Genomic DNA, 26150 nt, shown 5'->3' on the forward strand with positions numbered 1-26150 from the left:
CCGCACCGGGCCCTTCGCGGGAGCCTCGGGAACCTCGGGCGGCGATCCGTTCCAATCCCCTCCGACCGTACCTGCTCCCTCCTCTGCCCAAGCCCCTGCCGTGTCTGCCGCCTTCTGCCTGGATCGATTGCCCGCCGCCCTGCGCCGCGGCCTGGTTGCGGCCGCCCTGATGGCCGCCCTGATGGCCGCGGCCCTGGCCGCCCAGGCCGCCGGCCCACTGGCCCGTGCCCTGGGCACGGCGCCGGCCGACCCGGCCGGGCCCGGCGCGGTGGTGGAGACCCCCCAGCTGCGCGCCGAGCTGGTCGCCCATGCGCCCGAAGGCCTGGGCCCCGGCAAGCCGATGTGGCTGGGCTTGAAGCTGCAGCACCAGCCGCACTGGCACACCTACTGGAAGAACCCGGGCGATTCCGGCCTGCCGACCCGGCTGGCCTGGACGCTGCCGCCGGGCGTGGAGGCCGGCCCCATCGACTGGCCGGTGCCGCATCGCCTGCGGGTGGGCCCGCTGGTGAACTACGGCTTCGAGGGCGAGCTGCTGCTGCCCGTCGCGCTGAGCCTGCCGGCCGACTGGCGCGGCGAGACGCTGGAAGTCTCGCTGCGCGCGGACTGGCTGGTCTGCAAGGAGGAGTGCATTCCCGACGGCGGTGATTTCCAGATCCGCCTGCCGGCCCAGGGCGCCTTGGCCGCGCACCGCGCGGCTTTCGAGGCGAGTTGGTCGCAGCGGCCGCAGGCCGTGGTCGGCGCGCAGGCCACGGCCCGCCACCAGCCGGCGCCAGCGGGCGCGGCCTCGGTGCCGGTCGACGACGGCCACGGCCCGCGGGCGGCGCCCCTGGATCCCGGCGCGCTGGCGCTGCGCATCGAGGGCTTGCCGGCCGCGCTGCAGGGGCGGCCGGTCGAGCTCTACAGCGAGACCGAGGCCCTGATCGACCATGCCGCCGAGCCGGCCCTGCGCTGGACGGGCGGGGTGCTGGAGGCCGCCTGGCCGCTCTCGCCGCAGCGCAGCAGCAGCCCGGCCAGCCTGCCGGTGGTGCTGCGCGTGCTGCCCGGCCCGGCGGGCGGCGAGGCGCGGCTGCTGCGCGTGGAGGCCGCGCTCAGCGGCCTGCCGCCGGTCGAGGCGGTCGAGCTGCCGCCGGCCCTGCAGGCCGCGCTGGCGGGAGCGGCGGCCGTGCCGCCGCCGGCCGAGCCGGTCGCGCTGAGCCTGGCCTTGCTGCTGGGCGCGCTGCTCGGCGGCGCCCTCCTCAACCTGATGCCCTGCGTCTTCCCGGTGCTTTCGCTCAAGGCCCTGGCCCTGGCCCAGCATGGCGAGGACCGGCGCGCCCTGCTCGGCGGCGGCCTGGCCTACACGGCGGGCGTGATCCTCAGCTTCCTGCTGCTGGCCGGTGTCCTGCTGGCGCTGCGCGCGGCGGGCGAGCAGCTCGGCTGGGGTTTTCAGCTGCAGAGCCCGGCCTTCATCGCCGGCATGGCCGTCCTCTTCACCCTGATCGGCCTGAACCTGGCGGGCGTCTTCGAGATCGGCGGCCTGCTGCCGGCCGGCCTGGGCGGGCTGCGGGCCCGCCATCCGCGGGTCGACGATGCGCTCTCGGGCGTGCTGGCGGTGGCGGTGGCTTCGCCCTGCACCGCACCCTTCATGGGCGCGGCCCTGGGCGCGGCGGTGGCCCTGCCCGCGGCGCAGGCCCTGCTCGTCTTCGCGCTGCTGGGCCTGGGCATGGCCTTGCCCTACCTGCTGCTGAGCGCGATGCCTGGCCTGGCCCGGCGCCTGCCGCGGCCAGGGCTCTGGATGGTGCGGTTCAAGGGGCTGATGGCCTTCCCGATGTTCGCCACCGTGGTCTGGCTGGGCTGGGTGCTGGGCCTGCAGACGGGGGTGGAGGGCCTGGTCGGCCTGCTGGGCGTGCTGCTGGCCCTGGCCTTCGCCGCCTGGGCCTGGGCCACGCCCTGGGCGGGCGGGCTGGCCCGCACGGCCTGGCGCGGCCTGGGCCTGCTGCTGCTGGCGGTCAGCCTGGGCTGGGCCTGGCCGGGCTGGCAGGCCGGTGCCGGGTCGGTGGCGGCCCCCACGGCGGCGGCGCAGCCCTCGGCCTCGGCCGACTGGCAGCCCTGGTCGGCCGAGAAGGTCGTCGCGGCCCGGGCCGCGGGCCAGCCGGTCTTCGTCGACTTCACCGCCGCCTGGTGCGTGACCTGCCAGTACAACAAGCGCACCGTGCTGGCCGATGCCGCGGTGCTGGCCGCGATGGACGGCCAGCGCGTGCTCAAGCTGCGCGCCGACTGGACGATGCGCGATGCCGCGATCACCGCCGAGCTCGGCCGCCTCGGCCGCAGCGGGGTGCCGGTTTATGTGTTTTTCCCGGGTCGTCCGGAGGCGCAGCCTCGGCTTTTGAGTGAACTGCCGAGCCGGGAGGAGGTCCTGCAAGCCCTGGCGGCGCTCTGAATCCGGCTTCGGCCGGGGGCGCCCGCCCCGCCACCCTGCCGGAGGACCCCCATGCAACGTCGCCATCTCCCCACGGCCCTGGCCGTGATCTCCGCCTCGGCCCTGGCCTGGAGCCTGCCGGCCCCGGCCGCGCCGGTCTCGGTCGGCCAGCCCGCCCCCCCGTTCAGCCTGAAGGACACCGCCGGCCGCCTCGTGCAGCTGGCCGACTTTGCCGGCAAGACCGTGGTGCTGGAATGGACCAACCCCGGCTGCCCCTTCGTCCGCAAGCACTACGCCAGCGGCAACCTGCCGGCCCAGCAGAAGGCGGCCACGGCGGCGGGGGTGGTCTGGCTGACGGTGAACTCCACCTCGCCCCGACATGGCGACCACATGGCTCCGGCAGACCTGGGCGACTGGATGACTGCGCAGGGCGCGGCGCCCACCGCCACGCTGCTCGACCCCGACGGCCTGGTCGGGCGGAGCTACGGGGCGAAGACGACGCCGCAGCTGGTCGTGATCCAGCCCCAGGGCCGGCTGGCCTATGTCGGCGCGGTCGACAGCATCGCCAGCGCCAGGCCCGAGGACATCGCCCGGGCCACCCAGCATGTGCCGGGGGTGCTGGCCCAGCTCGCCGCGGGCCAGCCGGTTCGTCCCGCGGTGACCGCGCCCTACGGCTGCTCGGTCAAGTACGACTGAGGCCAGGGAAGGGGCGTCGCGCGGGCGGCTAAAGTCGACCCACGATGGCTGCCCCCGAGGTCCTGCTGCTGACGCCCCGCAATCCGGCCGAGCTCGACGCGGCCCGCGCGCTGTTCCGCGAGTACGCGCTGGCGCTTGGGGTCGACCTGGCCTTCCAGGGTTTCGAGGCCGAGCTGGCCGCTCTGCCCGGCGACTATGCCGAGCCCGGCGGCCAGCTGCTGCTGGCCTGGTGCGCCGGTGAGCTGGCCGGCTGCGGCGCCTTCCGGCCCCGGCCCGATGCCGACGAGCCCAATGCCTGCGAGATGAAGCGGCTCTACGTGCGCCCCGCCTTCCGCCGCTTCGGCCTGGGGCGGCGCCTGGCCCAGGCCCTGATCGACGGGGCCATGCAGGCCGGCTACTCGGCCCTGCTGCTCGACACCCTCGATGACATGGAGGCCGCCCGGGGGCTTTACGCCTCGCTGGGCTTTGTCGAAGTGCCGCCCTTCTACTTCAACCCCCTGCCCGGCGCGCACTACCTGCGCGTCGACCTGCGGCCGGGGGCCGAGGGCGCGCGCGCGGCCTACTGAGTGCCGGCGGCGGCCGCGGCCCGACGCGGCAGCTTCAGCGTCTCGCCGATCGCCAGGGTGCGGAAGGCGTCCTCCGGCAGGCCGCGGGCAAGGCGCGCGAGGGCCAGGTCGCGTGGCGGCTGGTCCAGCGGCTCGAAGCTGAGTTCGAAGCTGCCCCAGTGCACGCCGATCGACTGCTTCGCGCCGAGGTCCTGATGGACCTGCACGGCTTCGTCCGGATTGATGTGCTGCGCGCGCATGAACCAGCGCGGCTCGTAGGCGCCGATGGGGATCAGGGCCAGATCGAAGCCCCCTCCTGCCGCCGTCGCCTGGCGTCCTGCGTAGCGCGCGCGGATGGCCTGGAAATCGGCCGAATAGCCGGTGTCGCCGGTGTAGAGCAGGTGCAGCTCGGGCGCGAACACCGCGAAGCCGCCCCAGAGCGTGCGGTTGCGGTCGTTCAGACCGCGCCGCGACCAATGCTGCGCCGGCGTCAGCGCGACCGGCACCGGGCCGGCCGCGCCCGGCAGCAGGGTTTCCTGCCACCAGTCGAGTTCGACCGTGTGCTCGGCGCCCGGCAGGGCCTCGTCGGCCAGCAGGCGGCCGATGCCGAGCGGCACGATCCAGCGCGGCGGCCCGCCGGGCTGGCGGGCCAGGGCCTGCAGGCTGGGCAGGTCGAGGTGGTCGTAGTGGTTGTGCGAGATCAGCACCGCATCGATGTGCGGCAGCGTCGCCGGCGTCAGCGCGGGGGGCTGCGCGCGCTTCGGACCGATCCAGCTGAGCGGCGAGGCCCTGTCGCTGAAGATCGGGTCGAGCAGCAGGTTCAGGCCGGCCACCTGCACCAGCACGCTGGCGTGGCCGATCCAGGTGATGGCGGGCTGCATCGCCGTGCCGGCGCGGGCGTTGTGGTGCAGGAAAGACAGGTCCGGCGCCTGGGTCGGCACCGGGGCCTGGGGCGGCGGCGGCAGGGTCTCGCGCCAGGCCTGCCAGCGCCACTTCAGCAGGGTCAGCAGGCCCTTGTCCTCGATCGGCGTGCCGCTGTTGCGGAAGCCCTCGGGCCCGTGGTGGGCCGGGCTGGGCGTTCCGGCCGCCGCGGTCGGGGCGGGGGCATGCAGGCAGGCGCCGAGCAGCAGGCAAAGCGCCAGAACGGGGATGCCGCGACCTTGGCGCGCTGGGATTCCTGACGGCATGTGTCCGAGGGGCTGGTCAATCGTGAGGGTAATCACGTACACTCGATGGGTTTGCCGGAGATGACCCCCGATGAGCGACGCCAGCGTGGACCTTTCAGCCCGCGCGGCGCCTGCGAAACCGGAGTCGTCGCGGGCGTCGACCGAAGAAGCGCAGAGGATGCTTGAGCGTCATCGTGCCACGTGGTCGACGGACGAGCCGGCGGACAACGGGCTTGTTGACGAGCCCCCGGGGACTCCCTGGACCCGCGCCGAGGCCGAGGCCTGGCGCGCCACGCAGCCCTCGCTCGGGTCGCCGCTTCGCCTGGTCGCGATGCAGGCCCTCGCGGGCGGTTTGTGTGCGCTGGTCTGGGGCGGGGTTTCGGGGCGCTTATCGGCCTTGGAGGCGGCGTGCATCGGCGCGGCCATCGTGGTGCTTCCGGCGCTGCTGATGGCTCTCGGTCTGCGACGGCTCGAAGGCACTCCGGCGCCATGGCGGCTGATGGGCTTCTTCGTGCTCGAAGGGGTCAAGGTCGCGGCCATGCTGATCGGTCTGGCGCTGGTCGCCTGGCTGCATCCGGGGGTCGAGTGGGTGGCGCTGGTCGTCACCCTGGTGGTGAGCCTGAAGGCTGGATGGGTGGCCCTGCTTCGGCGGGGTCGATGAACGGACGATCGAGAGAGACGCAAGACATGGCAAGCGAAGGACACGGCCCGACCGCCGGCGAATACATCGTTCACCACCTCCAGCACCTGCAGAAGAATTTCGACTTCGAGAGCGTCAAGCAGACCTCGATCGTCGACTTCAGCGTGTTCAACCTGGACTCGGTCTTCTTCTCGGTGGTGCTCGGCCTGATCGGCTGCTTCACGCTCTGGCGTGCCGCCCGTCATGCGACCTCCGGGGTGCCGGGTCGGTTCCAGGCCTTCGTTGAAATCCTCTTCGAGATGGTCGAGAACCAGGCGAAGGGCGTGATCCACAACGAGAAGAGCCGCAAGCTGGTCTCGCCGCTGGCGCTGACCGTGTTCGTCTGGATCTTCCTGATGAACTTCATGGACATGCTGCCCGTCGACCTGCTGCCCGCCTTCTGGCACTCGGCGGGTCCGGCGCTGGGTTTCAAGGACTACCTGCGCGTGGTCCCGACCGCCGACCTGTCGACGACCCTGGGTCTGTCGTGCAGCGTCCTGGTGGTCTGCCTCGTCTACAACATCAAGATCAAGGGTCTCGGAGGTTGGGCGCATGAGCTGGTCGCGGCGCCGTTCGGCGACAAGGTCGTGCTCTACCCGATCAACTTCCTGATGCAGATGATCGAGTTCCTGGCCAAGACCGTCTCGCACGGCATGCGGCTGTTCGGCAACATGTTCGCCGGCGAACTCGTGTTCATGCTGATCGCGCTGATGGGCGGTGCGTTCACGCTGTCGGTTACCGGTGTCGGGCTGGCCATCGGCCATCTCGTCGCGGGTACTGTGTGGACCTTGTTCCACATCCTTGTGATCACGCTGCAGGCATTCATCTTCATGATGCTGACGCTGATCTACGTCGGTCAGGCGCACGACGCACACTGATCTCTTTCTCTGTTCCCTCACCAAAACTCACTAGGAGTCATCATGGAAAACATCCTCGGCCTCGTCGCGCTGGCTTGCGGTCTGATCGTCGGTCTGGGCGCCATCGGCGCGTCGATCGGTATTGCCCTGATGGGTGGCAAGTTCCTCGAAGCTTCGGCCCGCCAGCCCGAGCTGATCAACGAACTGCAGACCAAGATGTTCATCCTGGCCGGCCTGATCGACGCGGCCTTCCTGATCGGCGTCGCCATCGCCCTGCTCTTCGCCTTCGCGAACCCCTTCCAACTGGCCGCCTGATCGCTGACGAGCCTTTCACGAACGAAAGGATCGAGTCGTGAATATCAATGCCACCCTGATCCTGCAAGCGATCGTTTTCGCGATCCTTGTCTGGTTCACGATGCGCTTCATCTGGCCGCCGCTTGCGAAGGCCCTCGATGAGCGCGCGCAGAAGATCGCCGACGGTCTCGCCGCCGCGGATCGCGCCAAGTCCGAGCTCGCCACCGCCAACAAGCGCGTGGAAGAGCAGCTGGTCGCGACCCGCGAGGAAACGACCAAGCGCATCGCCGACGCCGACAAGCGCGCCCTGGCGATCGTCGAGGACGCCAAGCGTCGCGCCGTCGAAGAGGCTGCCAAGATCGTCTCCGATGCCAAGGCCGAGGCCGACCAGCAGGTCGTCCGTGCCCGCGAGGCCCTGCGCGAGCAGGTTGCCGCGCTGGCCGTCAAGGGCGCCGAGCAGATCCTGCGTCGCGAGGTCAACGCCGGCGTTCACGCCGACCTGCTGACCCGCCTGAAGACGGAGCTCTGACCATGGCCGAGCTTGCCACCCTCGCCCGGCCGTATGCCGACGCGCTGTTCCAAGTCGCCCGCCAGGGCGACGTGGCGGCCTGGGGTCGACAGATCGATGCGCTGGCCGCGGTTGCGGTCGACGCCGATCTCCGGGCCTTCGCCGAAAACCCCAAGGTGACCGTGTCGCAGGTCGAAGAGGTGTTGCTTGCTGCCAGCGGTCAGGGCGTCGACGACGGTGTGCGCAATTTCCTGCGCGTGCTGCTCGACAACGGCCGCCTGGCCGCCCTGCCTGAGGTCGCGGCGCAGTTCCGAGCCCTGGTCAATGCGTCCAGTGGCGCGGCCGATGCCGTGATCCACAGCGCCTTCGCGATCGACGATGGGCAACTGGCGGATCTGGTCGCGACGCTCGAACAGCGTTTCGGCCGCAAGCTCAACGCGTCCGTGGTCCTGGACCCGGAGCTGATCGGCGGCGTTCGCGTCGTCGTCGGCGACCAGGTGCTCGACACCTCGGTGCGCGCCCGCCTCGAACGCATGAAGGTCACGCTCACCGCCTGAGGCGGCGAGCGCGACGGCACCGAATCACCCCTGGACAGCGCCGCACAGCCCAGGCCGACGAGCCGCTGGACCCGACTGGGAGCACACGATGCAACTCAATCCCGCTGAAATTTCCGAACTGATCAAGAGCCGCATCGAGGGCCTCGGCGCCTCCGCGGACGTGCGCAACCAGGGCACCGTGCTGTCGGTCACCGACGGTATCGTCCGTGTCCACGGTCTGTCCGACGCGATGGCCGGCGAAATGCTGGAGTTCCCCGCGACCAAGGACGGCCAGCCGACCTACGGCCTGGCGCTGAACCTCGAGCGCGACTCCGTCGGCGCCGTGATCCTGGGCGAGTACGAGCACATCTCCGAAGGCGACACCGTGAAGTGCACGGGCCGCATCCTGGAAGTGCCCGTCGGCCCCGAGCTGATCGGCCGCGTCGTGAACGCCCTCGGTCAGCCCATCGACGGCAAGGGCCCGATCAACGCCAAGATGACCGACGTCATCGAGAAGGTCGCCCCGGGCGTGATCGCGCGGAAGTCGGTGGACCAGCCGGTGCAGACCGGCCTGAAGTCGATCGACTCGATGGTGCCCGTCGGCCGTGGCCAGCGCGAGCTGATCATCGGTGACCGCCAGACCGGCAAGACCGCCGTGGCGATCGACGCGATCATCAACCAGAAGGGTCAGAACATGACCTGCGTCTACGTCGCGATCGGCCAGAAGGCTTCGTCGATCAAGAACGTGGTGCGCGCTCTGGAACAAGCTGGCGCGATGGAATACACCATCGTCGTCGCGGCCTCGGCCTCGGAATCGGCGGCGATGCAGTACGTGTCGGCCTACTCCGGCTGCACGATGGGCGAGTACTTCCGCGACCGCGGCCAGGACGCCCTGATCGTCTATGACGACCTGTCCAAGCAGGCCGTCGCCTACCGCCAGGTCTCGCTGCTGCTGCGCCGCCCGCCGGGCCGCGAAGCCTTCCCCGGCGACGTGTTCTATCTCCACAGCCGCCTGCTCGAGCGCGCCGCCCGCGTGAACGCCGACTACGTCGAAGCCTTCACCAAGGGTGAAGTCAAGGGCAAGACCGGCTCGCTGACCGCCCTGCCGGTCATCGAAACGCAAGCCGGCGACGTGTCGGCCTTCGTGCCGACCAACGTGATCTCGATCACCGACGGCCAGATCTTCCTGGAGACCTCGCTGTTCAACGCCGGCATCCGCCCCGCGATCAACGCCGGTATCTCGGTGTCCCGCGTCGGTGGCGCGGCGCAGACCAAGCTGGTCAAGGGCCTGTCCGGCGGTATCCGTACCGACCTGGCGCAGTACCGTGAACTGGCCGCCTTCGCGCAGTTCGCCTCGGACCTGGACGCTTCGACCAAGAAGCAGCTGGACCGCGGTGCCCGCGTGACCGAGCTGCTCAAGCAGGCCCAGTACCAGCCGCTGCCGATCAGCCTGATGGCCGCCACGCTCTACGCCGCCAACAAGGGCTACCTGGACGACATCGCCGTCAAGCAGGTGCTGGCTTTCGAATCGGGTCTGCATCAGCACCTGAAGACCAGCCACGCCGCCCTGGTGACCAAGCTCGAGACCGACAAGGCCCTCGACAAGGACGCCGAGGCCGAGCTGAAGGGCGCGATCGAAGCCTTCAAGAAGAGCTTCGCCTGATCCCCGTCTGACGACCCCCGAGAGAAAGGAGCTCCGTCATGGCGGCCGGCAAGGAAATTCGCGGCAAGATCAAGAGCGTCGAGAACACGAAGAAGATCACCAAGGCCATGGAGATGGTCGCGGCGTCGAAGATGCGCAAGGCGCAGGACCGCATGCGTGCGGCCCGGCCTTACGCGGACAAGATCCGCAACATCACGGCCAATCTCGCCAAGGCCAATCCGGAGTACACCCATCCCTTCATCGCGACCAACGCCGAGGCGGCTTCCAAGGCCGGCTTCGTCGTGGTGACGACGGACAAGGGTCTCTGCGGTGGTCTGAACACCAACCTGCTGCGTGCGGTGACCACCAAGCTGCGCGAGCTGGACGGCCAGGGTGTGGGCGCCGAGGCCGTGGCCATCGGCAACAAGGGTCTGGGCTTCCTCAACCGGATCGGCGTGCAGGTGGTTGCGCAGGCCGTCGGTCTGGGCGACACCCCGCACCTTGACCGCCTGATCGGCCCGGTCAAGGCCCTGCTGGACGCCTACGCCGAAGGCAAGCTGAACGCGGTCTACCTCTGCTACACGAAGTTCATCAACACGATGAAGCAGGAGTCGGTCGTCGAGCAGCTGCTGCCGCTGGCGGCGGACAAGCTCCAGGCGGACCAGGGTGGCCACAGCTGGGACTACATCTACGAGCCCGACGCGAAGTCGGTCATCGACGACCTGCTGCTGCGCTACATCGAGGCGCTGGTCTACCAGGCGGTTGCCGAGAACATGGCGTCCGAGCAATCGGCGCGCATGGTGGCCATGAAGGCCGCGACCGACAACGCCGGCACGGTGATCAACGACCTGAAGCTGGTCTACAACAAGACCCGTCAGGCCGGCATCACCAAGGAACTCTCCGAGATCGTCAGCGGCGCCGCCGCCATCAGCGGCTGACGCCGCGCCCTGCTCGCAGCAGCAAAGAACCTGATTGAAGGAACGCAAGATGTCGAACACTCAAGCCGCGGTCGGCAAGATCGTCCAGTGCATCGGCGCGGTCGTGGACGTGGAGTTTCCGCGCGACCGCATGCCCAAGGTCTACGACGCGCTGAAGATGGAGGGCTCGGCCCTCACGCTGGAAGTCCAGCAGCAGCTCGGTGACGGCGTGGTCCGCACCATCGCCCTGGGCTCGTCCGACGGCCTGCGTCGCGGCCTGACCGTGACCAACACCGGCGCGGCCATCACCGTGCCGGTGGGCCCGGCCACCCTGGGCCGCATCATGGACGTGCTGGGCACGCCCATCGACGAGCGGGGTCCGGTCGACCAGACCCTGACCGCCTCGATCCACCGCAAGGCTCCCAGCTACGACGAGCTGTCGCCGTCGCAGGAACTGCTCGAAACCGGCATCAAGGTGATCGACCTGATCTGCCCCTTCGCCAAGGGCGGCAAGGTGGGTCTGTTCGGCGGCGCCGGCGTCGGCAAGACCGTGAACATGATGGAGCTCATCAACAACATCGCCAAGGCCCACAGCGGTCTGTCGGTGTTCGCGGGTGTGGGCGAGCGGACCCGTGAGGGCAACGACTTCTATCACGAGATGGCCGATTCGGGCGTCGTCAACCTCGAGAACCTGGGCGAGTCCAAGGTGTCGATGGTCTACGGCCAGATGAACGAGCCCCCGGGCAACCGTCTGCGCGTGGCCCTGACCGGTCTGACCATCGCGGAATCCTTCCGCGACGAAGGCCGTGACGTGCTGTTCTTCGTGGACAACATCTACCGCTACACCCTGGCCGGCACCGAAGTGTCCGCGCTGCTGGGTCGTATGCCCTCCGCCGTGGGCTACCAGCCGACGCTGGCCGAGGAAATGGGCCGCCTGCAAGAGCGGATCACGTCGACCAAGGTCGGCTCGATCACCTCGATCCAGGCCGTGTACGTCCCCGCGGACGACCTGACCGACCCGTCGCCGGCGACCACCTTCGCCCACCTGGACGCCACCGTCGTGCTGTCGCGTGACATCGCCTCGCTGGGTATCTACCCCGCGGTCGACCCGCTCGACTCGACCTCGCGCCAGATCGACCCGAACGTGATCGGTGACGAGCACTACTCGACCACCCGCGCCGTCCAGGGCATCCTGCAGCGCTACAAGGAACTGCGCGACATCATCGCCATCCTGGGCATGGACGAACTCGCGCCGGAAGACAAGCTGACCGTGGCCCGCGCCCGGAAGATCCAGCGCTTCCTGTCGCAGCCCTTCCACGTGGCCGAAGTCTTCACCGGCTCGCCGGGCAAGTACGTGCCGCTGAAGGAAACCATCCGCGGCTTCAAGATGATCGTGGCCGGCGAATGCGATTCGCTGCCCGAGCAGGCCTTCTACATGGTCGGCACCATCGACGAAGCCTTCGAGAAGGCCAAGAAGATGCAGTAAGGCCCGCTGCGGTCCGGCCTCCGGCCGCAGCGCCTGCCGCCCCCCGGCGGTGATGCGCCGCGGCCCAGCCGACCGCCCGGTCCTGCTGCCCGCTTCCCACCCTGACATCAAGGTTCCCCATGGCCACCATCCACGTTGACGTCGTCTCGGCCGAAGAGCTGATCTTCTCGGGCGAAGCCAAGTTCGTCGCCCTGCCCGGCGAAAGCGGTGAGCTCGGCATCCTGCCCAAGCACACCCCGCTGATCAGCCGCATCAAGCCCGGTGCCGTGCGCATCGAGCGGGCCGACAACGGCGAAGAGGAATTCGTCTTCGTCGCCGGCGGCATCCTCGAAGTGCAGCCGGACCGCGTGACCGTGCTGGCCGACACCGCGATCCGCGGCCATGACCTCGACGAGGCCAAGGCCACCGAGGCCAAGAAGCTGGCCGAGGAAGCGATGAAGAACGCGAAGAGCGACATCGATTTCGCCAAGGCCCAGGGCGAGTTCGCTGCGATGGCCGCCCAGATCGCCGCGCTGCGCAAGTTCCGCCGCAAGTAAGCTCCGCAGAGCCCGGCGGTCCGGGCTCCGCCGAACGCCCTCGCCACCGTCCGGTGCCGAGGGCGTTTTCACGTGATGCAGGAGTCACGATGCCGTCCGAATCCTTGCTCGACAACGAAGGCGTGCGCTGTCGTCTGCAACCCTTTTGCGCAGTTTGCGGTGCACCCGGCCGGATCTGGGGGAGCAGCGGACTGCGCGATCAACTGTTCGGCGCGCCGGGTCGCTGGGGTCTGTTGCGGTGTACCGCGGCGGCTTGTGCGCAGGCGTGGCTGGCGCCCATGCCGGTACCTGAGGACGTCGCCCTCTTCTATCGCGACTACTACACCCACATCGAGCAGGACGATGCGGCCCAAGCCCTGGCCCCGCTTCCTCCTGTGCCTGCGCCAGCCCCTACCCGGGGCGTCAAGCGCTGGCTCGCCCGATGGCTGCCTGGAAGACGATATGCCCTGCTGTCAGCCCTTCATCACCTAGAGGACTTACCGCCCGGTCGTCTGCTTGAGATTGGCTGCGGCCATGGCCATTTTCTTGCCGAGGCGGCAGCCAGCGGCTGGGACGCTTTGGGCCTTGATTTCGATCCGAAAGCCATCGAGGTGGCCAAACGGCGGCCAGGAGTTCAGGCCAGGGTGGGGGATCCCGCCACCCTGGACGCGCCAGAAGCCAGCTTTGACGCGGTGCTGATGAACAACGTGATTGAGCATGTGCCCGACGCCGTGCAAGTTCTGGCGACTTGCCATCGGATGCTGCGTCCAGGCGGAAGGCTGGTCGTGTTGACGCCCAACTTTGCATCGCTCGGCCGGCGCTGCTACGGCAGCGACTGGCGCGGCCTTGAGATCCCACGGCATCTGCAGGTCTTCACGGCGGGGAGCCTGGCTTCCGCTGCGGTCCAGGCCGGCTTTTCGCAGCCCCATGTTTTCAGTAGCGCGGGAGGAGCGAACACCGTCTCGATTCTCCAGGCCAGCCGGACGATCCGTGCGAGGCGGCTTGGTCAGCCTGAACCCGCAATGGGCCTAGGGATCGCCGTCCTCGCGCAGCTTGAAAAACTCGGCCTGCTGCTGGGTCTGGGCTGGGGTGAATGGATTGTGCTGGTGGCACACCGCGGCCCGGCACGATCCTGAGGGCTGCTGCGGTGCTCAGCCCTGGGCCGCGACGGCGGCGAGCACCATCAGGGGCGCGGTCTCGGCGCGGAGCACGCGCGGGCCCAGGCTCAGCGGTCGCCAGCCCGCGGCCAGGGCCTCGGCCTCTTCTTCGGGGCTCAGACCGCCTTCGGGGCCGCTCAGCAGCCGCAGGCCCTGGCCCGGGGCGAGGGCTGCCAGGGCCGCAGGCAGGCCGAGGGCTTCGGGTCGGAAGCTCAGCATGTAGCGCGCAGCGGCCGGATCGGTCTCGGCCGGGCTGCGCAGCCAGTCCCGGAAGCTGCGCACGGCCTGCAGTTCGCAGACTCTTGCCCGCCCGCATTGCTCCGAGGCGGCCACCGCGATCCCCTGCCAGTGCGCCAGCCGCTTCTCGGCCCGCTCGCCCTGCATGCGCAGCACGGAGCGGGCGCAGACCAGGGGCTCGATGACGGTGGCACCCAGCTCGCCGGCCTTCTCGACCAGCCAGTCCATCCGTTCATTGGCCGGCATGCCCAGGGCCAGGCTCACCGGACGAGGCAGCTCCCGGTTCACCGGCTCGGCCGAGTCAATGCGCACCTGCACGCTGCTGCGGCCCATCTGCAGGATCTCGGCCGACCAGTCCAGCCCGCCAGGCTGGCCGGGATGGCCCCGGCCGTCGAAGAGCCTCAGGCGATCGCCCGGCTGCAGCCGCAGCACCTGGACATGGCGTGCCGCGCCGGAGGGCAGCTCAAGGACGTCGCCGCCCTGCAGCGGACGGTCGACATGGCAACGCGGCGGGGCGGCCATGGCCGGCAGCGCCCGCTTCAGAAGGTGGCGGCGTCGAGCCGCTGCACGCCGGCCAGCCGCTCCAGCAGATGGGCCAGCGGGCCCAGGCCTTGGTAGCGCGCAGCGACCTTGTGGGCGTATTGCCAGACGCGCGGGAGGTCGGCCAGGTAGGCGTCCTTGCCATCGCGGTGGTGCAGGCGCGCGAAGATGCCCAGCACCTTCAGGTGGCGCTGCAGGCCCATCCATTCGAAGTCGCGCCAGAAGCCGCCGAAGTCGGCATCGACCGGCAGGCCGGCCTTGCGGGCCTGCTCCCACCAGCGGATCGCCCAGTCGAGCTGCACCTCCTCGTCCCACGTCACGTAGGCGTCGCGCAGCAGGGAGACGAGGTCGTAGCTGATCGGCCCCCAGACGGCGTCCTGGAAGTCCAGCACGCCCGGCGGGGTGGCCGCGTCCGTCCGGTCGACCATCAGGTTGCGGCTGTGGAAGTCGCGATGCACGAGCACCGCGGGCTGGACCGCGCAGACGTCGAGGATGCGCGCCAGGCAGATGTCCAGCTGCTCGGCCTCCTTCGCCTCCAGGTGCACGCCGCAGTGGCGTTCGATGTACCAGGGCTTGAACAGGTCCAGCTCGCGCTGCAGCAGCGCGCGGTCGTAGGCCGGCACCTGGCCCTCGGCCGGGATGCGCTGCAGCTGCACCAGCGCGCCCAGGGCCTGGCGGTACAGCGGTGCGGCGGCGGCGGCGTCCAGGCCTGCCAGGGCCTGCAGCAGGGTGCGATCGCCCAGGTCCTCGAGCAGCATGAAACCCTGGGCTTCGTCCCAGTCCAGCACGGCCGGCGCACGCACGCCGCCCTCGCGCAGCAGCGCGGCGACGGCGACGAAGGGTTTGCAGTCCTCCTGCGCCGGCGGGGCGTCCATCACGATGCGCGGGCCCTGGCTGCCGTCGACACGGAAATAGCGACGGAAGCTGGCGTCGGCACTGGCCGGGCGCAAGCTGTCGGCCTGCAGGCCATGGCGGGCGGCGGCGGCCTGCAGCCATTCGGCGAAGCGGGCCTGGCGCAGGGCGTCGGTCCAGGCGATGGGGGCGTGGGACATGGGCGGGGGAGGGCGGGCAGGAGTCGGGACGGCCGCACCGGCTGCGGGCATGCGCAAGGGCGGAGCGGCTGGGGTCGCGGGCGCCGGTGAGGGCGCGCCGTGCGCCGGGGGCGGCGTGGATAATCGCGCGAATTTTGCCAGCGGGGGCCGCCGGCCCCAGCGCACGCCCGCGGCGCCCTGCGGGCCCCGCCCCGGGTCCTCACTCCGGCGGTGACCCGACCGCGAGCTCCCTTCGTCGCCTGCCCAGACCGTGCGCGCTGCCCGCCCTTCCCCCCTGTCCCGTCCGGTCCCTACCTGCCTCGTGGCGCCCCGGATGCGCCTGCTGCCCCTGCTGGCCAGCCTGATGCTGTCGGGCTGGGCCGAGGCCGCGCCGCGCAAGCCGGCGCCCTCCGCGGCCCCGGGGCCCGCCACCGGAGGCAGCGGTCTGTGCCCGGCCCCTGCCACCTGGGGCGCGGGCGCCGAGCTCGGTGCCCTGCTGCCGCCGGAACCGCCGGCTGGATCGCGCGACCGCCTGGAAGGCCGTGTCCCCGTCGGCCGCGATGCCGAGCTGCCGGTCCGTGTCGAGGCCGACCGCCTCAGCGGCACGCCCGGGGTCGACTCGGTGGCCGAGGGTTCGGCCATCCTGAGCCGCGGACCGATCACCTTGCGGGCCGACCGCATCGGCTACAAGCCGCCGGAGGACCTGGCCCAGGCCGATGGCGGGGTGATCATCACCCGCGAGGGCAACGTCTTTCGCGGCAAGTCGCTGTCGCTCAAGCTCGGCCGCTACGAGGGCGAGTTCGTCGAGCCCAGCTACTTCTTTGCCCGCACCCAGGCCGGGGGCAGTGCCGCCCGCTTCGAGTTCCTCGGCGAGAACCGCGGCCGGGCGACCGATGCGACCTACAGCAGCTGCCCGCCGGCCGATCAGGACTGGGTCATGCGCAGCGACCGGGTGACCCTGGACTTCGCCGCCAACGAGGGCGTGGCGGAGGGCGCGGTCCTGCGCTTCATGGGGGTGCCGATCCTGGCCGCGCCCCGGCTGAGCTTCCCGCTGACCGAGGCCCGCAAGTCCGGTTGGCTGCCGCCCAACATCAATCTCGACAGCAAGAGCGGCCTGGATGTGGCCGTGCCCTACTACTGGAACATCGCGCCGGACCGCGATCTCACCTTCACCCCGCGGGCCTACAGCCGCCGGGGGGCCGGAGCGACCGCCGAGTACCGCTACCTGACCCCCAGCGACCGTGGCACGCTCGAAGCCACTGCGCTGCCGGGCGACCAGGTGGCCGGCCGCGACCGCTGGATGCTGTTCCTGCGCCACGACGGCGGCCTCGATCCGCGGCCGCCGGTCTTCCGCAAGGACGAATCGGCCCTGCTGGACTACCGCTTCACGATGCAGCGGGTCTCCGACGATGCCTACTGGAAGGACTTCCCCCGCAGCCTGCTGCCCACGCTGACCCCGCGCCTGCTGCCGACCAGTTTCCAGGCCGAGCACCGCCGGGCCGCCGACTGGGGGCTGACCACCGTCTATGCCCGGGTGCAGCGCTACCAGGTGCTGCAGGAGGCCGACCTGAGCTCCCGCATCGTGGCGCCCTACCGCCGCGAGCCCCAGGTCGGCCTGCGCCAGGTGGGCGCCGCCCAGGGCTTCGAGTGGCGCTGGGAGACCGAGGCCAACCGCTTCACCCACGAAGACCGCAGCCTCGTGGCCGGCAACCGCGTGCACCTGCTCGGCAGCCTGGCCCGGCCCTTCCGGCCCCTCGGCGTGAGCGGCTGGACGGTGACGCCGCGGCTGACGCTCAACAGCGCCAGCTACAACCTGGACGATCCGCTGGCCAATGGCCGCAGCAGTGCCTCCCGCACCCTGCCGACGGCCTCGCTCGACAGCGCCTGGGTCTTCGAGCGCGAGGCCAGCTACTTCGGCCGCGCCTTCCTGCAGACCCTTGAGCCGCGCCTGCTCTACGTCCGCACCCCCTACCGGCGCCAGGACCAGCTGCCGAACTTCGACAGCGCAGCCAACGACTTCAACATCACGTCGATCTTTGCCGAGAGCAGCTTCTCGGGCATCGACCGGGTCAGCGATGCGAACCAGCTCACCGCTGGCGTGACCAGCCGTTTCCTCGACCCCGCCACCGGGGCCGAGGCCCTGCGCCTGGGCGTCGTCCAGCGCGTGCTGTTCTCGGACCAGCGCGTCACGCCCGATGGCAATCCCATCACCCAGCGCCTGTCGGACGTCCTGCTGCTGGGCAGCACCAGCCTCGTGCCGCGCTGGTGGCTGGACGGCAACCTGCAGTACAGCACCCAGAACGACCGGGTGCAGCGCCAGGTCCTCGGCGTGCGCTATTCGCCGGGTCCGCTGCGCACGATCAATGCGGCCTACCGCTTCACCCGCGACGCGACCGACCAGCTCGAGGTCGGCTGGCAGTGGCCGCTGAACGCGCCGGGCCGCGAGCATGCGCAGATCCTGCTGGACCGCGAGCGCGATGCGGCCGAGCGGGGGGAGCCGATCGGCCTGTCGCGCTTCGGCACCGGCCGCAGCGGCGCGGGATGCGCAGGCGCCTGGTACACCGTCGGCAACCTGAAGTACAGCCGGCGCGACGACCGCCTGACCGACGCCATCGTCGGCTTCGAGTACGACTCGGGCTGCTGGATCGCCCGCATCGTGGCCGAACGCCTGTCGACCGGCCGCACCGAGGCCACCACCCGCCTGCTGCTTCAGCTCGAACTGGTCGGCCTGTCCCGCCTGGGCTCCAACCCCCTCTACGTGCTGCGCAACAACATTCCGGGCTACCGGCCGCTGCGCGACGAAGGCGCTTCCATCGGCAGCCTGCCGCTCACGCAATGACCCCTTTCCGTCCGGCGTCCATCGTGTCCATCTTTCGCCTTCCTTCCCTGCGTGCGCTGCGGCGCGCCGGTGCCGGCGCGGCCGGTGTGCTGCTGGCCGGCCTCGCGGCCGCCCAGACCGCGCCCGCCCCCCAGCTGAGCGACTACATCGTGGCCGTGGTCGGCCGCGAGCTGGTGACGAATGCCGAGATCCAGCGCCGGGTCGTCGCCCTCGAGCGCGAAGCCCAGCGCGCGGGCCAGGCCCTGCCGCCGGCCGCAGAACTGCGCAGCCAGGTGCTCGAGCAGATGATCCAGGAGCGCGCCCAGCTCGCCCATGCCCGCGAGAGCGGCGTGCGCGTCAGCGACGAGGAACTCGACCGCGCGCTGGCCAATATCGCGGCCTCCAACCGCCTCAGCCCGCAGCAGCTGCGCGAGCGCCTGCAGCAGGAAGGCACCGACCCCCTCCGCTTCCGCAGCCAGCTGCGCGACCAGATGCTGGTCGAGCGCGTGCGCGAGCGCGAGGTTCAGGGCCGCATCCGGGTCAGCGACGCCGAGATCGACCGCTACCTCGAGCAGCGCCAGGCCGAGTCGGTGCCGGAGTACCACATCGCCCAGATCCTGGTCCCGGTGCCTGAGGGGGCATCCGAGTCCGAGATCGCGCAGCGTCGCGCCGTCGCCGAGCGTGCGCTGGCCCGTGCCAAGGCCGGCGAGCCTTTCGCGACCCTGGTCGACGAGTACTCCGGCGGCAGCAAGGCCAATGGCGGTTCCCTGGGCGGCCTGCGCACGGCCGATCGCCTGCCCGACCTCTTCGTCGAGGCCGTCAAGCCCCTGCGCAGTGGCGCCCTGGTCCCGGCCGTGCTGCGCTCCGGGGCCGGCTTCCATGTGCTGAAGCTGGTCGAACGCAGCGAGGGGGGGCTCAGCGTGCAGCAGAGCCATGCCCGCCACATCCTGCTGCGCACCAGCCCGCAGCTCGGTCGCGACAAGGCCGTGGCCCGCCTGCGCGAGCTGAAGGGGCAGATCGAATCCGGCCGCCTGCCCTTCGCCCAGGCTGCGCGCGAGGTGTCCGAGGACAGCAGCGCCCCGCAGGGCGGCGACCTCGGCTGGGCCTCGCCCGGCCAGTTCGTGCCCGAGTTCGAGCAGGTGATGGATCGCCTGCCGATCGGCGCGGTGTCCGATCCGGTGGTCTCGCGCTTCGGCGTGCACCTGATCGAGGTGGTCGAGCGTCGCCGCGTGCCGGTGGACCGTCGCCAGTTGCGCGAGGCGGCCCGCAATGCGGCGCGCGAGCAGAAGTACGAGCCGGCCTACGAGGAGTGGGCCCGCGACATCCGCGCCCGCGCCTACGTCGAGATGCGCGAGCCGCCGCGCTGAGGCTGCCCGTCGCCCCGATGAAGCACATTCCGCGCAAGCGCTTCGGCCAGCATTTCCTGGCCGACTTCGGCGTGCTGCACGCCATCGTCGAGGCCATCGACCCACAGCCCGGCGAGCATCTGGTCGAGATCGGCCCAGGCCTCGGTGCAATGACCGATCCGCTGGTCGCACGCTGCGGCCGGCTGACCGTGATCGAGCTGGACCGCGACCTGGCCGCCCGCCTGCGCCGCCGGCCCGAGCTGGAGGTGGTCGAGTCCGACGTGCTGAAGGTCGATGTGGCCGCCCTGGCCGCCGGCCGCCGGCTGCGCATCGTCGGCAACCTGCCGTACAACATCTCCACGCCCATCCTCTTCCACCTGCTGGATGCCGTGGAGGTGGTCGTCGACCAGCACTTCATGCTGCAGAAGGAGGTCGTCGACCGCATGGCTGCCGCGCCCGGCAGCAAGGACTACGGCCGGCTCAGCGTGATGCTGCAGTGGCGCTACGCGATCGAGTCCGTGCTGGACGTGCCGCCCGAGGCCTTCGACCCGCCGCCGCGGGTCGACTCCGCCGTGGTCCGCATGCAACCGCTGAGCGCCCCGGCCGGGGTGGATGCCCGCCGCCTGGGCGCACTGGTCACCGCGGCCTTCTCCCAGCGCCGCAAGCTGCTGCGCCACAGCCTGGGCCGCTGGCTGGAGACCCAGGCCTACCCGGGCGACTTCGACCTGCAGCGCCGCGCCGAGGAGGTTCCGGTGGCCGAGTACCTGGCCCTGGCGGCGGCCCTGCCGCCCGCGGCCGATTGAAAGGCCGACGGGCCCCGCAGGGCCCGTCGTGCACGGCGGCCGGGCGCGACGCGCGCCCGGGTCCTCAGGCGGCGTCCAGCCAGCAGGCGGTGTCGAAGGCGCTGCTCATCAGCGGCATGTTCATGCCGAAGTTGTTCGCGTTCGACTTGCCCGGCGCCTTGGTCGGCTTGGCCTCCGGCGCGGGCACTTCGATCGCACGTTCGCCGACCGGCGCGCTGTCCTGCCGGGTGACCGCGAAGGAGTAGAAGCAGCGGAAGGCAATCTTGCGCTCGGCCCAGAAATCGGCCGCCTCGCGGAACACGTCGAGCAGCTGCTCGCGGGCTTCGCGGTCGAAGCGGGCATGGTCGGGCAGCTGGTCGAGCACCACCACGAAGCCCGGCTGTGTGCCGGCCTTGTGCACGATGTCGGTCATGCAGTCGTAGAGCGCGTCCAGGTTCTTCCCGAAATGCACCGGGAAGAGGAAGGAGGTCGCCAGCGTCTCCAGCACCTCCTGCTTGCTCTGGGCCTGCGCGAGGTTGGCGTAGAGGAAATGCTGGCCCAGGTCCTGGGCAGCCTGCATCAGCTCGTCCACGCGGAAGGCGCGGATCGCCTGGACGATATTGGGTCGGACGGTTTGCAAGAGCATGGTCACGTTCCCCCTCGGTGGCGGCGGATGCCTGGGCTCACTGCGCGACGAGGCGGAAGCTCGCGTAGTGGTCGTCGGTGTAGTAGCAAGCCTCGGGCAGGGTCGGGGGGCGACCACCGCACACCAGGCGTCGGGCCCCGCGATCGCGGGATCCCGGGGTGCGTACCGTGTATTCGCGATAGTGACCGCGCGGGCGGTCCGGCAGCAGGCGCTCGCGGTTGCCGAAGACGCTGCCGTCCTTGTCGTAGGGGAAGGGTCCGCCGGCCAGGATCAGCCGGTGGGTCTGGCGCGCCTCGGGCGGGAGCTGGGCCAGCAGGACCGTGCCGGCCGGAGCCGTCTGGGTCGTCGAGGCTGAATCCCCCCGGCCGAGGGCCGGGTGCCCGGAGAGGCCGCCCCACAGGGCGCCTGCACCGATCGCCACGGTCGCTGCGACACGCATCCAGCCGCTGAGGCGGGTGGAGCGACCGGAGCGACGGCCGGGAGGGCCGGAGATCAGCACGGGTTATCCCTGAGAACGAAAGGCGCGCATGGTATCGAATCGGCCCCGAAAGCTCAAGTCGACTGCATCAAATGGAGGCAGTTCGAGAAGGCCTTTACGGCCTGGAACCCGCTGCCTCGCCCTCCCGGGCGAGGCAGGACGGGACCTCAGCGCGCGGCGTTGGCGTCGGCCACGGTGAGGGCCGTCATGTTGACGATGCGCCGCACGGTCGCCGAGGGGGTCAGCACATGCACCGGCTTGGCTGCACCCAGCAGGACCGGGCCGATGGCGATGCCGCCGCCGGCCGCCGACTTCAGCAGGTTGTAGCTGATGTTGGCCGCATCGATGTTCGGCAGCACCAGCAGGTTGGCCTCGCCGCTCAGGCGGCTGTCGGGCACCAGCTCGTCGCGGCAGGAGGCGTCGAGCGCGGCGTCGCCATGCATCTCGCCGTCGATTTCCAGCCAGGGGGCGCGGGCACGCACCAGGCCCAGCGTCTCGCGCATCTTCAGGGCCGACGGGGCATTGCTGGAGCCGAAGTTGGAGTGGCTCAGCAGCGCGGCCTTGGGCAGCAGGCCGAAGCGCCGCATCTCCTCGGCGGCCATCACGGTGATCTCGCTGAGCTCCTCGGCGCTCGGGTCCAGGTTGACATGGGTGTCGACCAGGAAGATCTGCCGGTTCGGCAGGATCAAGCCGTTCATGCACGCGTAGGTGTTCACGCCCGCCCGCTTGCCGATCACTTGATCGATGAACTGCAGGTGCATGGCGGTGCTGCCCCAGGTGCCGCAGATCATCCCGTCGACCTCGCCCTTGTGCAGCAGCATCGCGCCGATCAGGGTCAGGCGGCGGCGCATCTCGATCTTCGCGAACTGCGCCGTCACGCCGTGGCGGGCCTGCATGCGGTGGTAGGTCTGCCAGTAGTCGCGGTAGCGCTCGTCGTGTTCGGTGTTGACGATGTCGTAATCGCGGCCCGCTTCCAGCCGCAGGCCGAAACGCTCGACGCGCTGGGCAATGACCGCCGGCCGGCCGATCAGCGTCGGCCGGGCGATGCCCTCGTCGACCACCACCTGGGCGGCGCGCAGGATGCGCTCCTCCTCGCCCTCGGCGTAGGCCACGCGCTTGTGCTGCGCGCGCTTGGCCAGGTTGAAGATCGGCTTCATCGCCGTGCCGGACGCATAGACGAAGGTCTGCAGCTTCTCGCGGTAGGCCTCCAGGTCGGCGATCGGCCGGGCCGCCACGCCGCTGTCGGCTGCGGCCTGGGCCACGGCCGGCGCGATCTTCATCATCAGCCGCGGGTCGAAGGGCTTGGGGATGAGGTACTCGGGCCCGAAGCTCAGGTTCGCGCCGGCGTAGGCCGCGGCCACCACCTCGCTCTGCTCCGCCTGGGCCAGCTCGGCGATGGCATGGACCGCCGCGATCTCCATCTCCACCGTGATCGTCGTCGCGCCGCTGTCGAGCGCGCCGCGGAAGATGTAGGGGAAGCACAGGACGTTGTTGACCTGGTTCGGGTAGTCGGTGCGGCCGGTGGCCATCACCGCATCGTCGCGAACCGCCTTCACGTCCTCGGGCGAGATCTCCGGGTTGGGGTTGGCCAGGGCGAAGATCAGCGGCTTGGCGGCCATCTTGGCGACCATGTCCTGCTTGAGCACGCCGCCGGCCGACAGGCCCAGGAAGATGTCGGCGCCCTCGATCACCTCGCCCAGGGTGCGCAGCTCGGTGGGCTGGGCGAATTCGGCCTTGTCCGGATCCATCAGCTCGGTGCGACCCTCGAACACCACGCCCTTCAAGTCGGTCACCCAGATGTTCTCGCGCGGCAGGCCCAGCTTGACCAGCAGGTTGAGGCAGGCCAGGGCCGCGGCGCCGGCGCCCGAGGCGACCAGTTTGACCTTGCGGATGTCCTTGCCGACGACCTTCAGGCCGTTGATCATCGCCGCGCCCACCACGATGGCCGTGCCGTGCTGGTCGTCGTGGAAGACGGGGATCTTCATCCGCTCGCGCAGCTTGCGCTCGACGTAGAAGCAGTCCGGCGCCTTGATGTCTTCCAGGTTGATGCCGCCGAAGGTCGGCTCCAGCGCGGCGATCGCATCGACCAGCTTGTCGAGGTTGTCCTTCTCGGCCAGCTCCAGGTCGAAGACGTCGATGCCGGCGAACTTCTTGAACAGGACGGCCTTGCCCTCCATCACCGGCTTGGCGGCCAGCGGGCCGATGTCGCCCAGGCCCAGCACCGCGGTGCCGTTGGTGACCACCGCCACCAAGTTGCCCCGGGCGGTGTAGCGGAAGGCGGTGGCCGGGTCGGCGGCGATCTCCTCGCAGGCGAAGGCCACCCCGGGCGAGTAGGCCAGGGCCAGGTCGCGCTGGTTGACGAGCTGCTTGGTCGCGGCGATGGCGAGCTTCCCCGGCACCGGGAACTCGTGGTATTCGAGGGCGGCCTGGCGCAGCTGGTCGCGCTTCTCGTCTTGGGGGCTGGACATGGGGAAGGTCTCCGGTCGGGATCGCGCGGGCGGGCGGGCTGGCGGGCGGAAAGGCTTGGGCAGGGCGGGTCGCCCTCTTGCCGCAGACCGGGCATTGTCCGCCCGGGCCGAGGCCCGCCCGGACGGGGCAGGCAGCGTGCCCGCAGTGTTTCCCAGCGCGGGGGGCAAGCTCATGCGCGAAACTGCGTAGCACTTTTGCGTTGGGGGTCCGAATACTGGGGCCCTGACCATGACCCGCGCCCGGCCCTTCACCCCCCCGACCGATGGCCCGCCTCCGGCCGCGCCCTGGCCCACCGGCCCCGGCCTTGCCGCGGCCCGGCCGCGCGCCTGGCGCCGGGCCCTGCCCTGGGTCGTGCTCGTCACCCTGCTCGGCATTGCCCAGACCCTGCTGATCGTGCTGAGCCTGCAGGCCGAGAGCACCCGCCTGCAGGAGGAATCCGAGCGCACCGCGGTCGCCGTCGCGGCCGACCTGCGGCTGCGCTTCGGTCGCCATCAGCAGGCCTTGCAGGCCCTGTCCTGGTCCGAGACCCTTGCGCCGGACGACGGCCCCGGCTCGCCCCGCGCCCTGCTGCGCGATCGTCGCGACATGCTGCGCATCGAGCAGCGCGATGCCCGCCTCGCGCTGCGGCAGGTGCTCGACAGCCCCTTCCGCGGCGTGCTGTTCGCGCCCGCCGGCAGCGAGCGCATGACCGACGGCCTGCTGCCGCGCGCCCAGCTCGACCTGGAACTGCAGCTGGCTTGCACCAGCGCGCGCCGCCTGATGCTGCCGCGCTGGTCGCGCAGCTACTTCGTGCCGCAGCCTGGTGGCCTGGGCCTGGAGGTGATCGATCTCTGCCTGCCGCTGGTCGGCCGCGACGACGACCCCGGCGGCTACGTGATCGCCACCGTCGCGCTCGGCCTGGCCATCGAGGAGGCGGTGCCGCCGGCCACGCTGCGCACCCACGAGCTGGCCCTGGTGGAGGGCGATGGCACCCGTCTCGTGCGCGTGGGCGGCCCGCGCGGCGCCGGGGTCTACCTGGCCGAGCGCCTGCTCGATCTGCCGGGCCTGGGTCTGGCGCTGCGGGTCGACACCGACCGCCGCGGCCCGCCCCTGATTCCCAACCTGTCGACCGGCCTGGTGATCGGCCTGTCGCTGGCGCTGGCCGCCGTCGTCGCCCTGCTGGTGCGCGATGTGCGACGCCGCGCGGCGGCCGAGCAGCGCCTGGCCGAGGAGCTCGCGCTGCGTCGCGCCATGGAGGACTCGCTCGTCACCGGCCTGCGGGCGCGCGACCTGCAGGGGCGCATCACCTACGTGAACCCGGCCTTCTGCGCGATGGTCGGCTTCCCCGCCCACGAACTGGTCGGCCAGCTGCACCCGCCCTACTGGCCGCCCGAGCAGCGCAGCCTCTACCAGGCCCGCTGGAGCGAGCGCCTGACCGGCCAGCTGCCGCCGCGCGAGGGTTTCGAGACCCTCTTCATGCGCGCCGACGGCGAGCGCTTCCCCGTGCTGGTCTTCGAGGCGCCGCTGGTCGATGCCCAAGGCCGCCAGGCCGGCTGGATGAGTGCCGTGCTCGACGTCTCGGCCCAGCGCCGCGCCGAGGAGCTGGCCCGCCAGCAGCAGGACAAGCTGCAGACGGCCGCCCGCCTGGCCACCGTCGGCGAGATCGCCACCCTGCTCAGCCACGAGCTGAACCAGCCGCTGGCGGCCATTGCCAGCTACGCGACCGGCTCGCTGAACCTGCTGGGCGGCCCGCCGCCCGCCGGCCCCCCCGAGGCGGCCGATGCCGCGACCCCGCCCGATGCCCCGACCTTCGGGATGATCCGCGAGGCCGTGCAGCGCATCGCCGAGCAGGCCGAGCGCGCCGGCCGCGTGATCAAGAGCGTGCATGACGTCGTCCGTCGCCGCGAGCAGCCGCGCGAGGCCCTGCCCGCGGCCGGCCTGTTCGAGGCCGTGCTGCCCCTGATCCACCTGCAGGCCCGCAAGAGCGGCACCCGGATCGCGCTCGACCTGCCGCGCCGCCTGCCCGAGGTGCGCTGCGACCGGACGATGATCGAGCAGGTGCTGCTGAACCTGACCCGCAATGCCGTGCATGCCATGGAGGCGGCCACCCCGCCCGAGCAGCGTGAACTGACCCTGCGCGTGCGCGAGGAGGCCGCCGCCGTGCGCTTCGAGGTCATCGACCGCGGCCCCGGCATCCCCGACGAGGTGGCGGCCCAGCTCTTCACCCCCTTCTTCACCACCAAGGCCGAGGGCATGGGCCTGGGCCTGAACTTCTGCCGCACCGTCATCGAGCAGCACGGTGGCACGCTGCGCCATGCCCCGGCCCCGGTGGCCGGCGCCGGACCGCGGGCCGTCCCGGGCTTGCGTGGCAGCTGTTTCTCGTTCACCCTGCCGCGCGTCGCGGCGCCGGAATCCTCCACGCCATGAA

22 protein-coding genes and 1 pseudogene are annotated in these 26150 nt (G+C 70.9%); 17 read left to right on the forward strand and 6 right to left on the reverse strand.

Translation table 11 applies throughout. The features are described from left to right. Positions 1-169: 169 nt before the first annotated feature. The 3 genes from H4F90_RS07665 to H4F90_RS07675 are packed head-to-tail and all read left to right on the forward strand — an operon-like array spanning position 170 to position 3660. On the forward strand, positions 170-2419 hold the full coding sequence (locus tag H4F90_RS07665; protein WP_182663843.1) for a protein-disulfide reductase DsbD family protein: 2250 nt from the start codon (positions 170-172) through the stop codon (positions 2417-2419). A gap of 51 nt (positions 2420-2470) precedes the next feature. After that, positions 2471-3094: a redoxin domain-containing protein gene (locus tag H4F90_RS07670; protein WP_182663193.1), complete on the forward strand. Its 624-nt coding sequence runs from the start codon at positions 2471-2473 to the stop codon at positions 3092-3094. A gap of 44 nt (positions 3095-3138) precedes the next feature. Next, complete coding sequence (locus H4F90_RS07675) at positions 3139-3660, forward strand: GNAT family N-acetyltransferase (protein WP_182663195.1); 522 nt, start codon at positions 3139-3141, stop codon at positions 3658-3660. Here H4F90_RS07675 and H4F90_RS07680 read toward each other — a convergent pair. Next, positions 3654-4826 (reverse strand): MBL fold metallo-hydrolase, encoded by a 1173-nt coding sequence (locus H4F90_RS07680; protein WP_182663197.1) that lies wholly within the window; start codon positions 4824-4826, stop codon positions 3654-3656. The two genes, H4F90_RS07675 and H4F90_RS07680, sit on opposite strands and share 7 nt — an antisense overlap. Before the next feature lie 70 nt (positions 4827-4896). On the opposite strand from H4F90_RS07680, the gene H4F90_RS07685 reads away from it, so the two are divergent. From H4F90_RS07685 to H4F90_RS07730, 10 genes are all read left to right on the forward strand, one after another. Beyond that, entirely contained in the window at positions 4897-5466 is a 570-nt protein-coding gene (locus tag H4F90_RS07685; protein WP_182663199.1) for an ATP synthase subunit I, read from the forward strand. A gap of 26 nt (positions 5467-5492) precedes the next feature. Further along, complete coding sequence (gene atpB, locus H4F90_RS07690; protein WP_182663201.1) at positions 5493-6362, forward strand: F0F1 ATP synthase subunit A; 870 nt, start codon at positions 5493-5495, stop codon at positions 6360-6362. A 42-nt stretch (positions 6363-6404) separates the two neighbouring features. Beyond that, positions 6405-6656, forward strand: coding sequence for a F0F1 ATP synthase subunit C (gene atpE, locus H4F90_RS07695; protein ID WP_182663203.1), 252 nt, complete (start codon positions 6405-6407; stop codon positions 6654-6656). Between the two features lie 37 nt (positions 6657-6693). Continuing rightward, the gene (locus tag H4F90_RS07700) at positions 6694-7164 is read left to right on the forward strand and encodes a F0F1 ATP synthase subunit B (protein ID WP_182663205.1); all 471 of its coding nucleotides are present in this window, start codon (positions 6694-6696) and stop codon (positions 7162-7164) included. Between the two features lie 2 nt (positions 7165-7166). Then, a complete protein-coding gene (locus H4F90_RS07705) occupies positions 7167-7700 on the forward strand; it encodes a F0F1 ATP synthase subunit delta (RefSeq protein WP_182663207.1) in 534 nt (177 codons plus the stop codon). An 88-nt stretch (positions 7701-7788) separates the two neighbouring features. Next, positions 7789-9342 carry a F0F1 ATP synthase subunit alpha gene (atpA, locus tag H4F90_RS07710; protein ID WP_182663209.1) on the forward strand — a complete coding sequence of 518 codons (1554 nt, stop codon included), beginning with the start codon at positions 7789-7791 and terminating at the stop codon, positions 9340-9342. A 38-nt stretch (positions 9343-9380) separates the two neighbouring features. Then, the gene (gene atpG / locus H4F90_RS07715) at positions 9381-10259 is read left to right on the forward strand and encodes a F0F1 ATP synthase subunit gamma (RefSeq protein WP_182663212.1); all 879 of its coding nucleotides are present in this window, start codon (positions 9381-9383) and stop codon (positions 10257-10259) included. 49 nt (positions 10260-10308) lie between these two features. Further along, complete coding sequence (atpD, locus tag H4F90_RS07720; protein ID WP_182663214.1) at positions 10309-11724, forward strand: F0F1 ATP synthase subunit beta; 1416 nt, start codon at positions 10309-10311, stop codon at positions 11722-11724. Between the two features lie 119 nt (positions 11725-11843). Then, positions 11844-12260, forward strand: a complete 417-nt coding sequence (locus tag H4F90_RS07725; protein WP_182663216.1) for a F0F1 ATP synthase subunit epsilon — start codon at positions 11844-11846, stop codon at positions 12258-12260. A gap of 89 nt (positions 12261-12349) precedes the next feature. After that, positions 12350-13375 carry a class I SAM-dependent methyltransferase gene (locus H4F90_RS07730; RefSeq protein WP_182663218.1) on the forward strand — a complete coding sequence of 342 codons (1026 nt, stop codon included), beginning with the start codon at positions 12350-12352 and terminating at the stop codon, positions 13373-13375. 15 nt (positions 13376-13390) lie between these two features. Here the strand turns inward: H4F90_RS07730 and H4F90_RS07735 are convergent, their stop codons facing one another. Together H4F90_RS07735 and H4F90_RS07740 are read right to left on the reverse strand one after the other, a co-directional pair. After that, complete coding sequence (locus H4F90_RS07735; RefSeq protein WP_182663220.1) at positions 13391-14155, reverse strand: 16S rRNA (uracil(1498)-N(3))-methyltransferase; 765 nt, start codon at positions 14153-14155, stop codon at positions 13391-13393. Positions 14156-14172: 17 nt separating this feature from the next. Continuing rightward, the gene (locus tag H4F90_RS07740; protein ID WP_182663222.1) at positions 14173-15225 is read right to left on the reverse strand and encodes an aminoglycoside phosphotransferase family protein; all 1053 of its coding nucleotides are present in this window, start codon (positions 15223-15225) and stop codon (positions 14173-14175) included. Positions 15226-15538: 313 nt separating this feature from the next. Between H4F90_RS07740 and H4F90_RS07745 the strand changes: the two genes are divergently transcribed. From H4F90_RS07745 to rsmA, 3 genes are read left to right on the forward strand one after another with little or no spacing between them, the layout of a single operon-like run. Beyond that, a complete protein-coding gene (locus H4F90_RS07745; protein WP_182663224.1) occupies positions 15539-18043 on the forward strand; it encodes an LPS-assembly protein LptD in 2505 nt (834 codons plus the stop codon). After that, entirely contained in the window at positions 18040-19389 is a 1350-nt protein-coding gene (locus H4F90_RS07750; RefSeq protein WP_182663226.1) for a peptidylprolyl isomerase, read from the forward strand. The genes H4F90_RS07745 and H4F90_RS07750 overlap by 4 nt, the downstream gene beginning before the upstream one ends. A gap of 17 nt (positions 19390-19406) precedes the next feature. Beyond that, positions 19407-20171, forward strand: coding sequence for a 16S rRNA (adenine(1518)-N(6)/adenine(1519)-N(6))-dimethyltransferase RsmA (rsmA, locus tag H4F90_RS07755; protein ID WP_182663228.1), 765 nt, complete (start codon positions 19407-19409; stop codon positions 20169-20171). Positions 20172-20406: 235 nt separating this feature from the next. Here the strand turns inward: rsmA and H4F90_RS07760 are convergent. From H4F90_RS07760 to H4F90_RS07770, 3 genes and pseudogenes are all read right to left on the reverse strand, one after another. Next, positions 20407-20796, reverse strand: a pseudogene (locus H4F90_RS07760) (barstar family protein); the annotation flags it as partial. A 37-nt stretch (positions 20797-20833) separates the two neighbouring features. Beyond that, on the reverse strand, positions 20834-21235 hold the full coding sequence (locus H4F90_RS07765) for a ribonuclease domain-containing protein (protein ID WP_182663232.1): 402 nt from the start codon (positions 21233-21235) through the stop codon (positions 20834-20836). A 206-nt stretch (positions 21236-21441) separates the two neighbouring features. After that, positions 21442-23742, reverse strand: coding sequence for an NADP-dependent malic enzyme (locus H4F90_RS07770; RefSeq protein ID WP_182663234.1), 2301 nt, complete (start codon positions 23740-23742; stop codon positions 21442-21444). A 229-nt stretch (positions 23743-23971) separates the two neighbouring features. On the opposite strand from H4F90_RS07770, the gene H4F90_RS07775 reads away from it, so the two are divergent. Next, positions 23972-26149, forward strand: coding sequence for a sensor histidine kinase (locus tag H4F90_RS07775; RefSeq protein WP_182663236.1), 2178 nt, complete (start codon positions 23972-23974; stop codon positions 26147-26149). Position 26150: the final 1 nt, after the last annotated feature.

This window comes from Aquariibacter albus, assembly GCF_014145335.1.
Taxonomy (GTDB): Bacteria; Pseudomonadota; Gammaproteobacteria; order Burkholderiales; family Burkholderiaceae_C; genus Aquariibacter; species Aquariibacter albus.

Bases quoted from the DNA above. Each gene is read 5' to 3' on its own strand.
- H4F90_RS07665 (WP_182663843.1), top strand. From the start codon at position 170: ATGGCCGCCCTGATGGCCGCGGCCCTGGCCGCCCAGGCCGCCGGCCCA.
- H4F90_RS07670 (WP_182663193.1), top strand. From the start codon at position 2,471: ATGCAACGTCGCCATCTCCCCACGGCCCTGGCCGTGATCTCCGCCTCG.
- H4F90_RS07675 (WP_182663195.1), top strand. From the start codon at position 3,139: ATGGCTGCCCCCGAGGTCCTGCTGCTGACGCCCCGCAATCCGGCCGAG.
- H4F90_RS07680 (WP_182663197.1), bottom strand. From the start codon at position 4,826: ATGCCGTCAGGAATCCCAGCGCGCCAAGGTCGCGGCATCCCCGTTCTG.
- H4F90_RS07685 (WP_182663199.1), top strand. From the start codon at position 4,897: ATGAGCGACGCCAGCGTGGACCTTTCAGCCCGCGCGGCGCCTGCGAAA.
- atpB (WP_182663201.1), top strand. From the start codon at position 5,493: ATGGCAAGCGAAGGACACGGCCCGACCGCCGGCGAATACATCGTTCAC.
- atpE (WP_182663203.1), top strand. From the start codon at position 6,405: ATGGAAAACATCCTCGGCCTCGTCGCGCTGGCTTGCGGTCTGATCGTC.
- H4F90_RS07705 (WP_182663207.1), top strand. From the start codon at position 7,167: ATGGCCGAGCTTGCCACCCTCGCCCGGCCGTATGCCGACGCGCTGTTC.
- atpA (WP_182663209.1), top strand. From the start codon at position 7,789: ATGCAACTCAATCCCGCTGAAATTTCCGAACTGATCAAGAGCCGCATC.
- atpG (WP_182663212.1), top strand. From the start codon at position 9,381: ATGGCGGCCGGCAAGGAAATTCGCGGCAAGATCAAGAGCGTCGAGAAC.
- atpD (WP_182663214.1), top strand. From the start codon at position 10,309: ATGTCGAACACTCAAGCCGCGGTCGGCAAGATCGTCCAGTGCATCGGC.
- H4F90_RS07725 (WP_182663216.1), top strand. From the start codon at position 11,844: ATGGCCACCATCCACGTTGACGTCGTCTCGGCCGAAGAGCTGATCTTC.
- H4F90_RS07730 (WP_182663218.1), top strand. From the start codon at position 12,350: ATGCCGTCCGAATCCTTGCTCGACAACGAAGGCGTGCGCTGTCGTCTG.
- H4F90_RS07735 (WP_182663220.1), bottom strand. From the start codon at position 14,155: ATGGCCGCCCCGCCGCGTTGCCATGTCGACCGTCCGCTGCAGGGCGGC.
- H4F90_RS07740 (WP_182663222.1), bottom strand. From the start codon at position 15,225: ATGTCCCACGCCCCCATCGCCTGGACCGACGCCCTGCGCCAGGCCCGC.
- H4F90_RS07745 (WP_182663224.1), top strand. From the start codon at position 15,539: ATGCGCCTGCTGCCCCTGCTGGCCAGCCTGATGCTGTCGGGCTGGGCC.
- H4F90_RS07750 (WP_182663226.1), top strand. From the start codon at position 18,040: ATGACCCCTTTCCGTCCGGCGTCCATCGTGTCCATCTTTCGCCTTCCT.
- rsmA (WP_182663228.1), top strand. From the start codon at position 19,407: ATGAAGCACATTCCGCGCAAGCGCTTCGGCCAGCATTTCCTGGCCGAC.
- H4F90_RS07765 (WP_182663232.1), bottom strand. From the start codon at position 21,235: ATGCGTGTCGCAGCGACCGTGGCGATCGGTGCAGGCGCCCTGTGGGGC.
- H4F90_RS07770 (WP_182663234.1), bottom strand. From the start codon at position 23,742: ATGTCCAGCCCCCAAGACGAGAAGCGCGACCAGCTGCGCCAGGCCGCC.
- H4F90_RS07775 (WP_182663236.1), top strand. From the start codon at position 23,972: ATGACCCGCGCCCGGCCCTTCACCCCCCCGACCGATGGCCCGCCTCCG.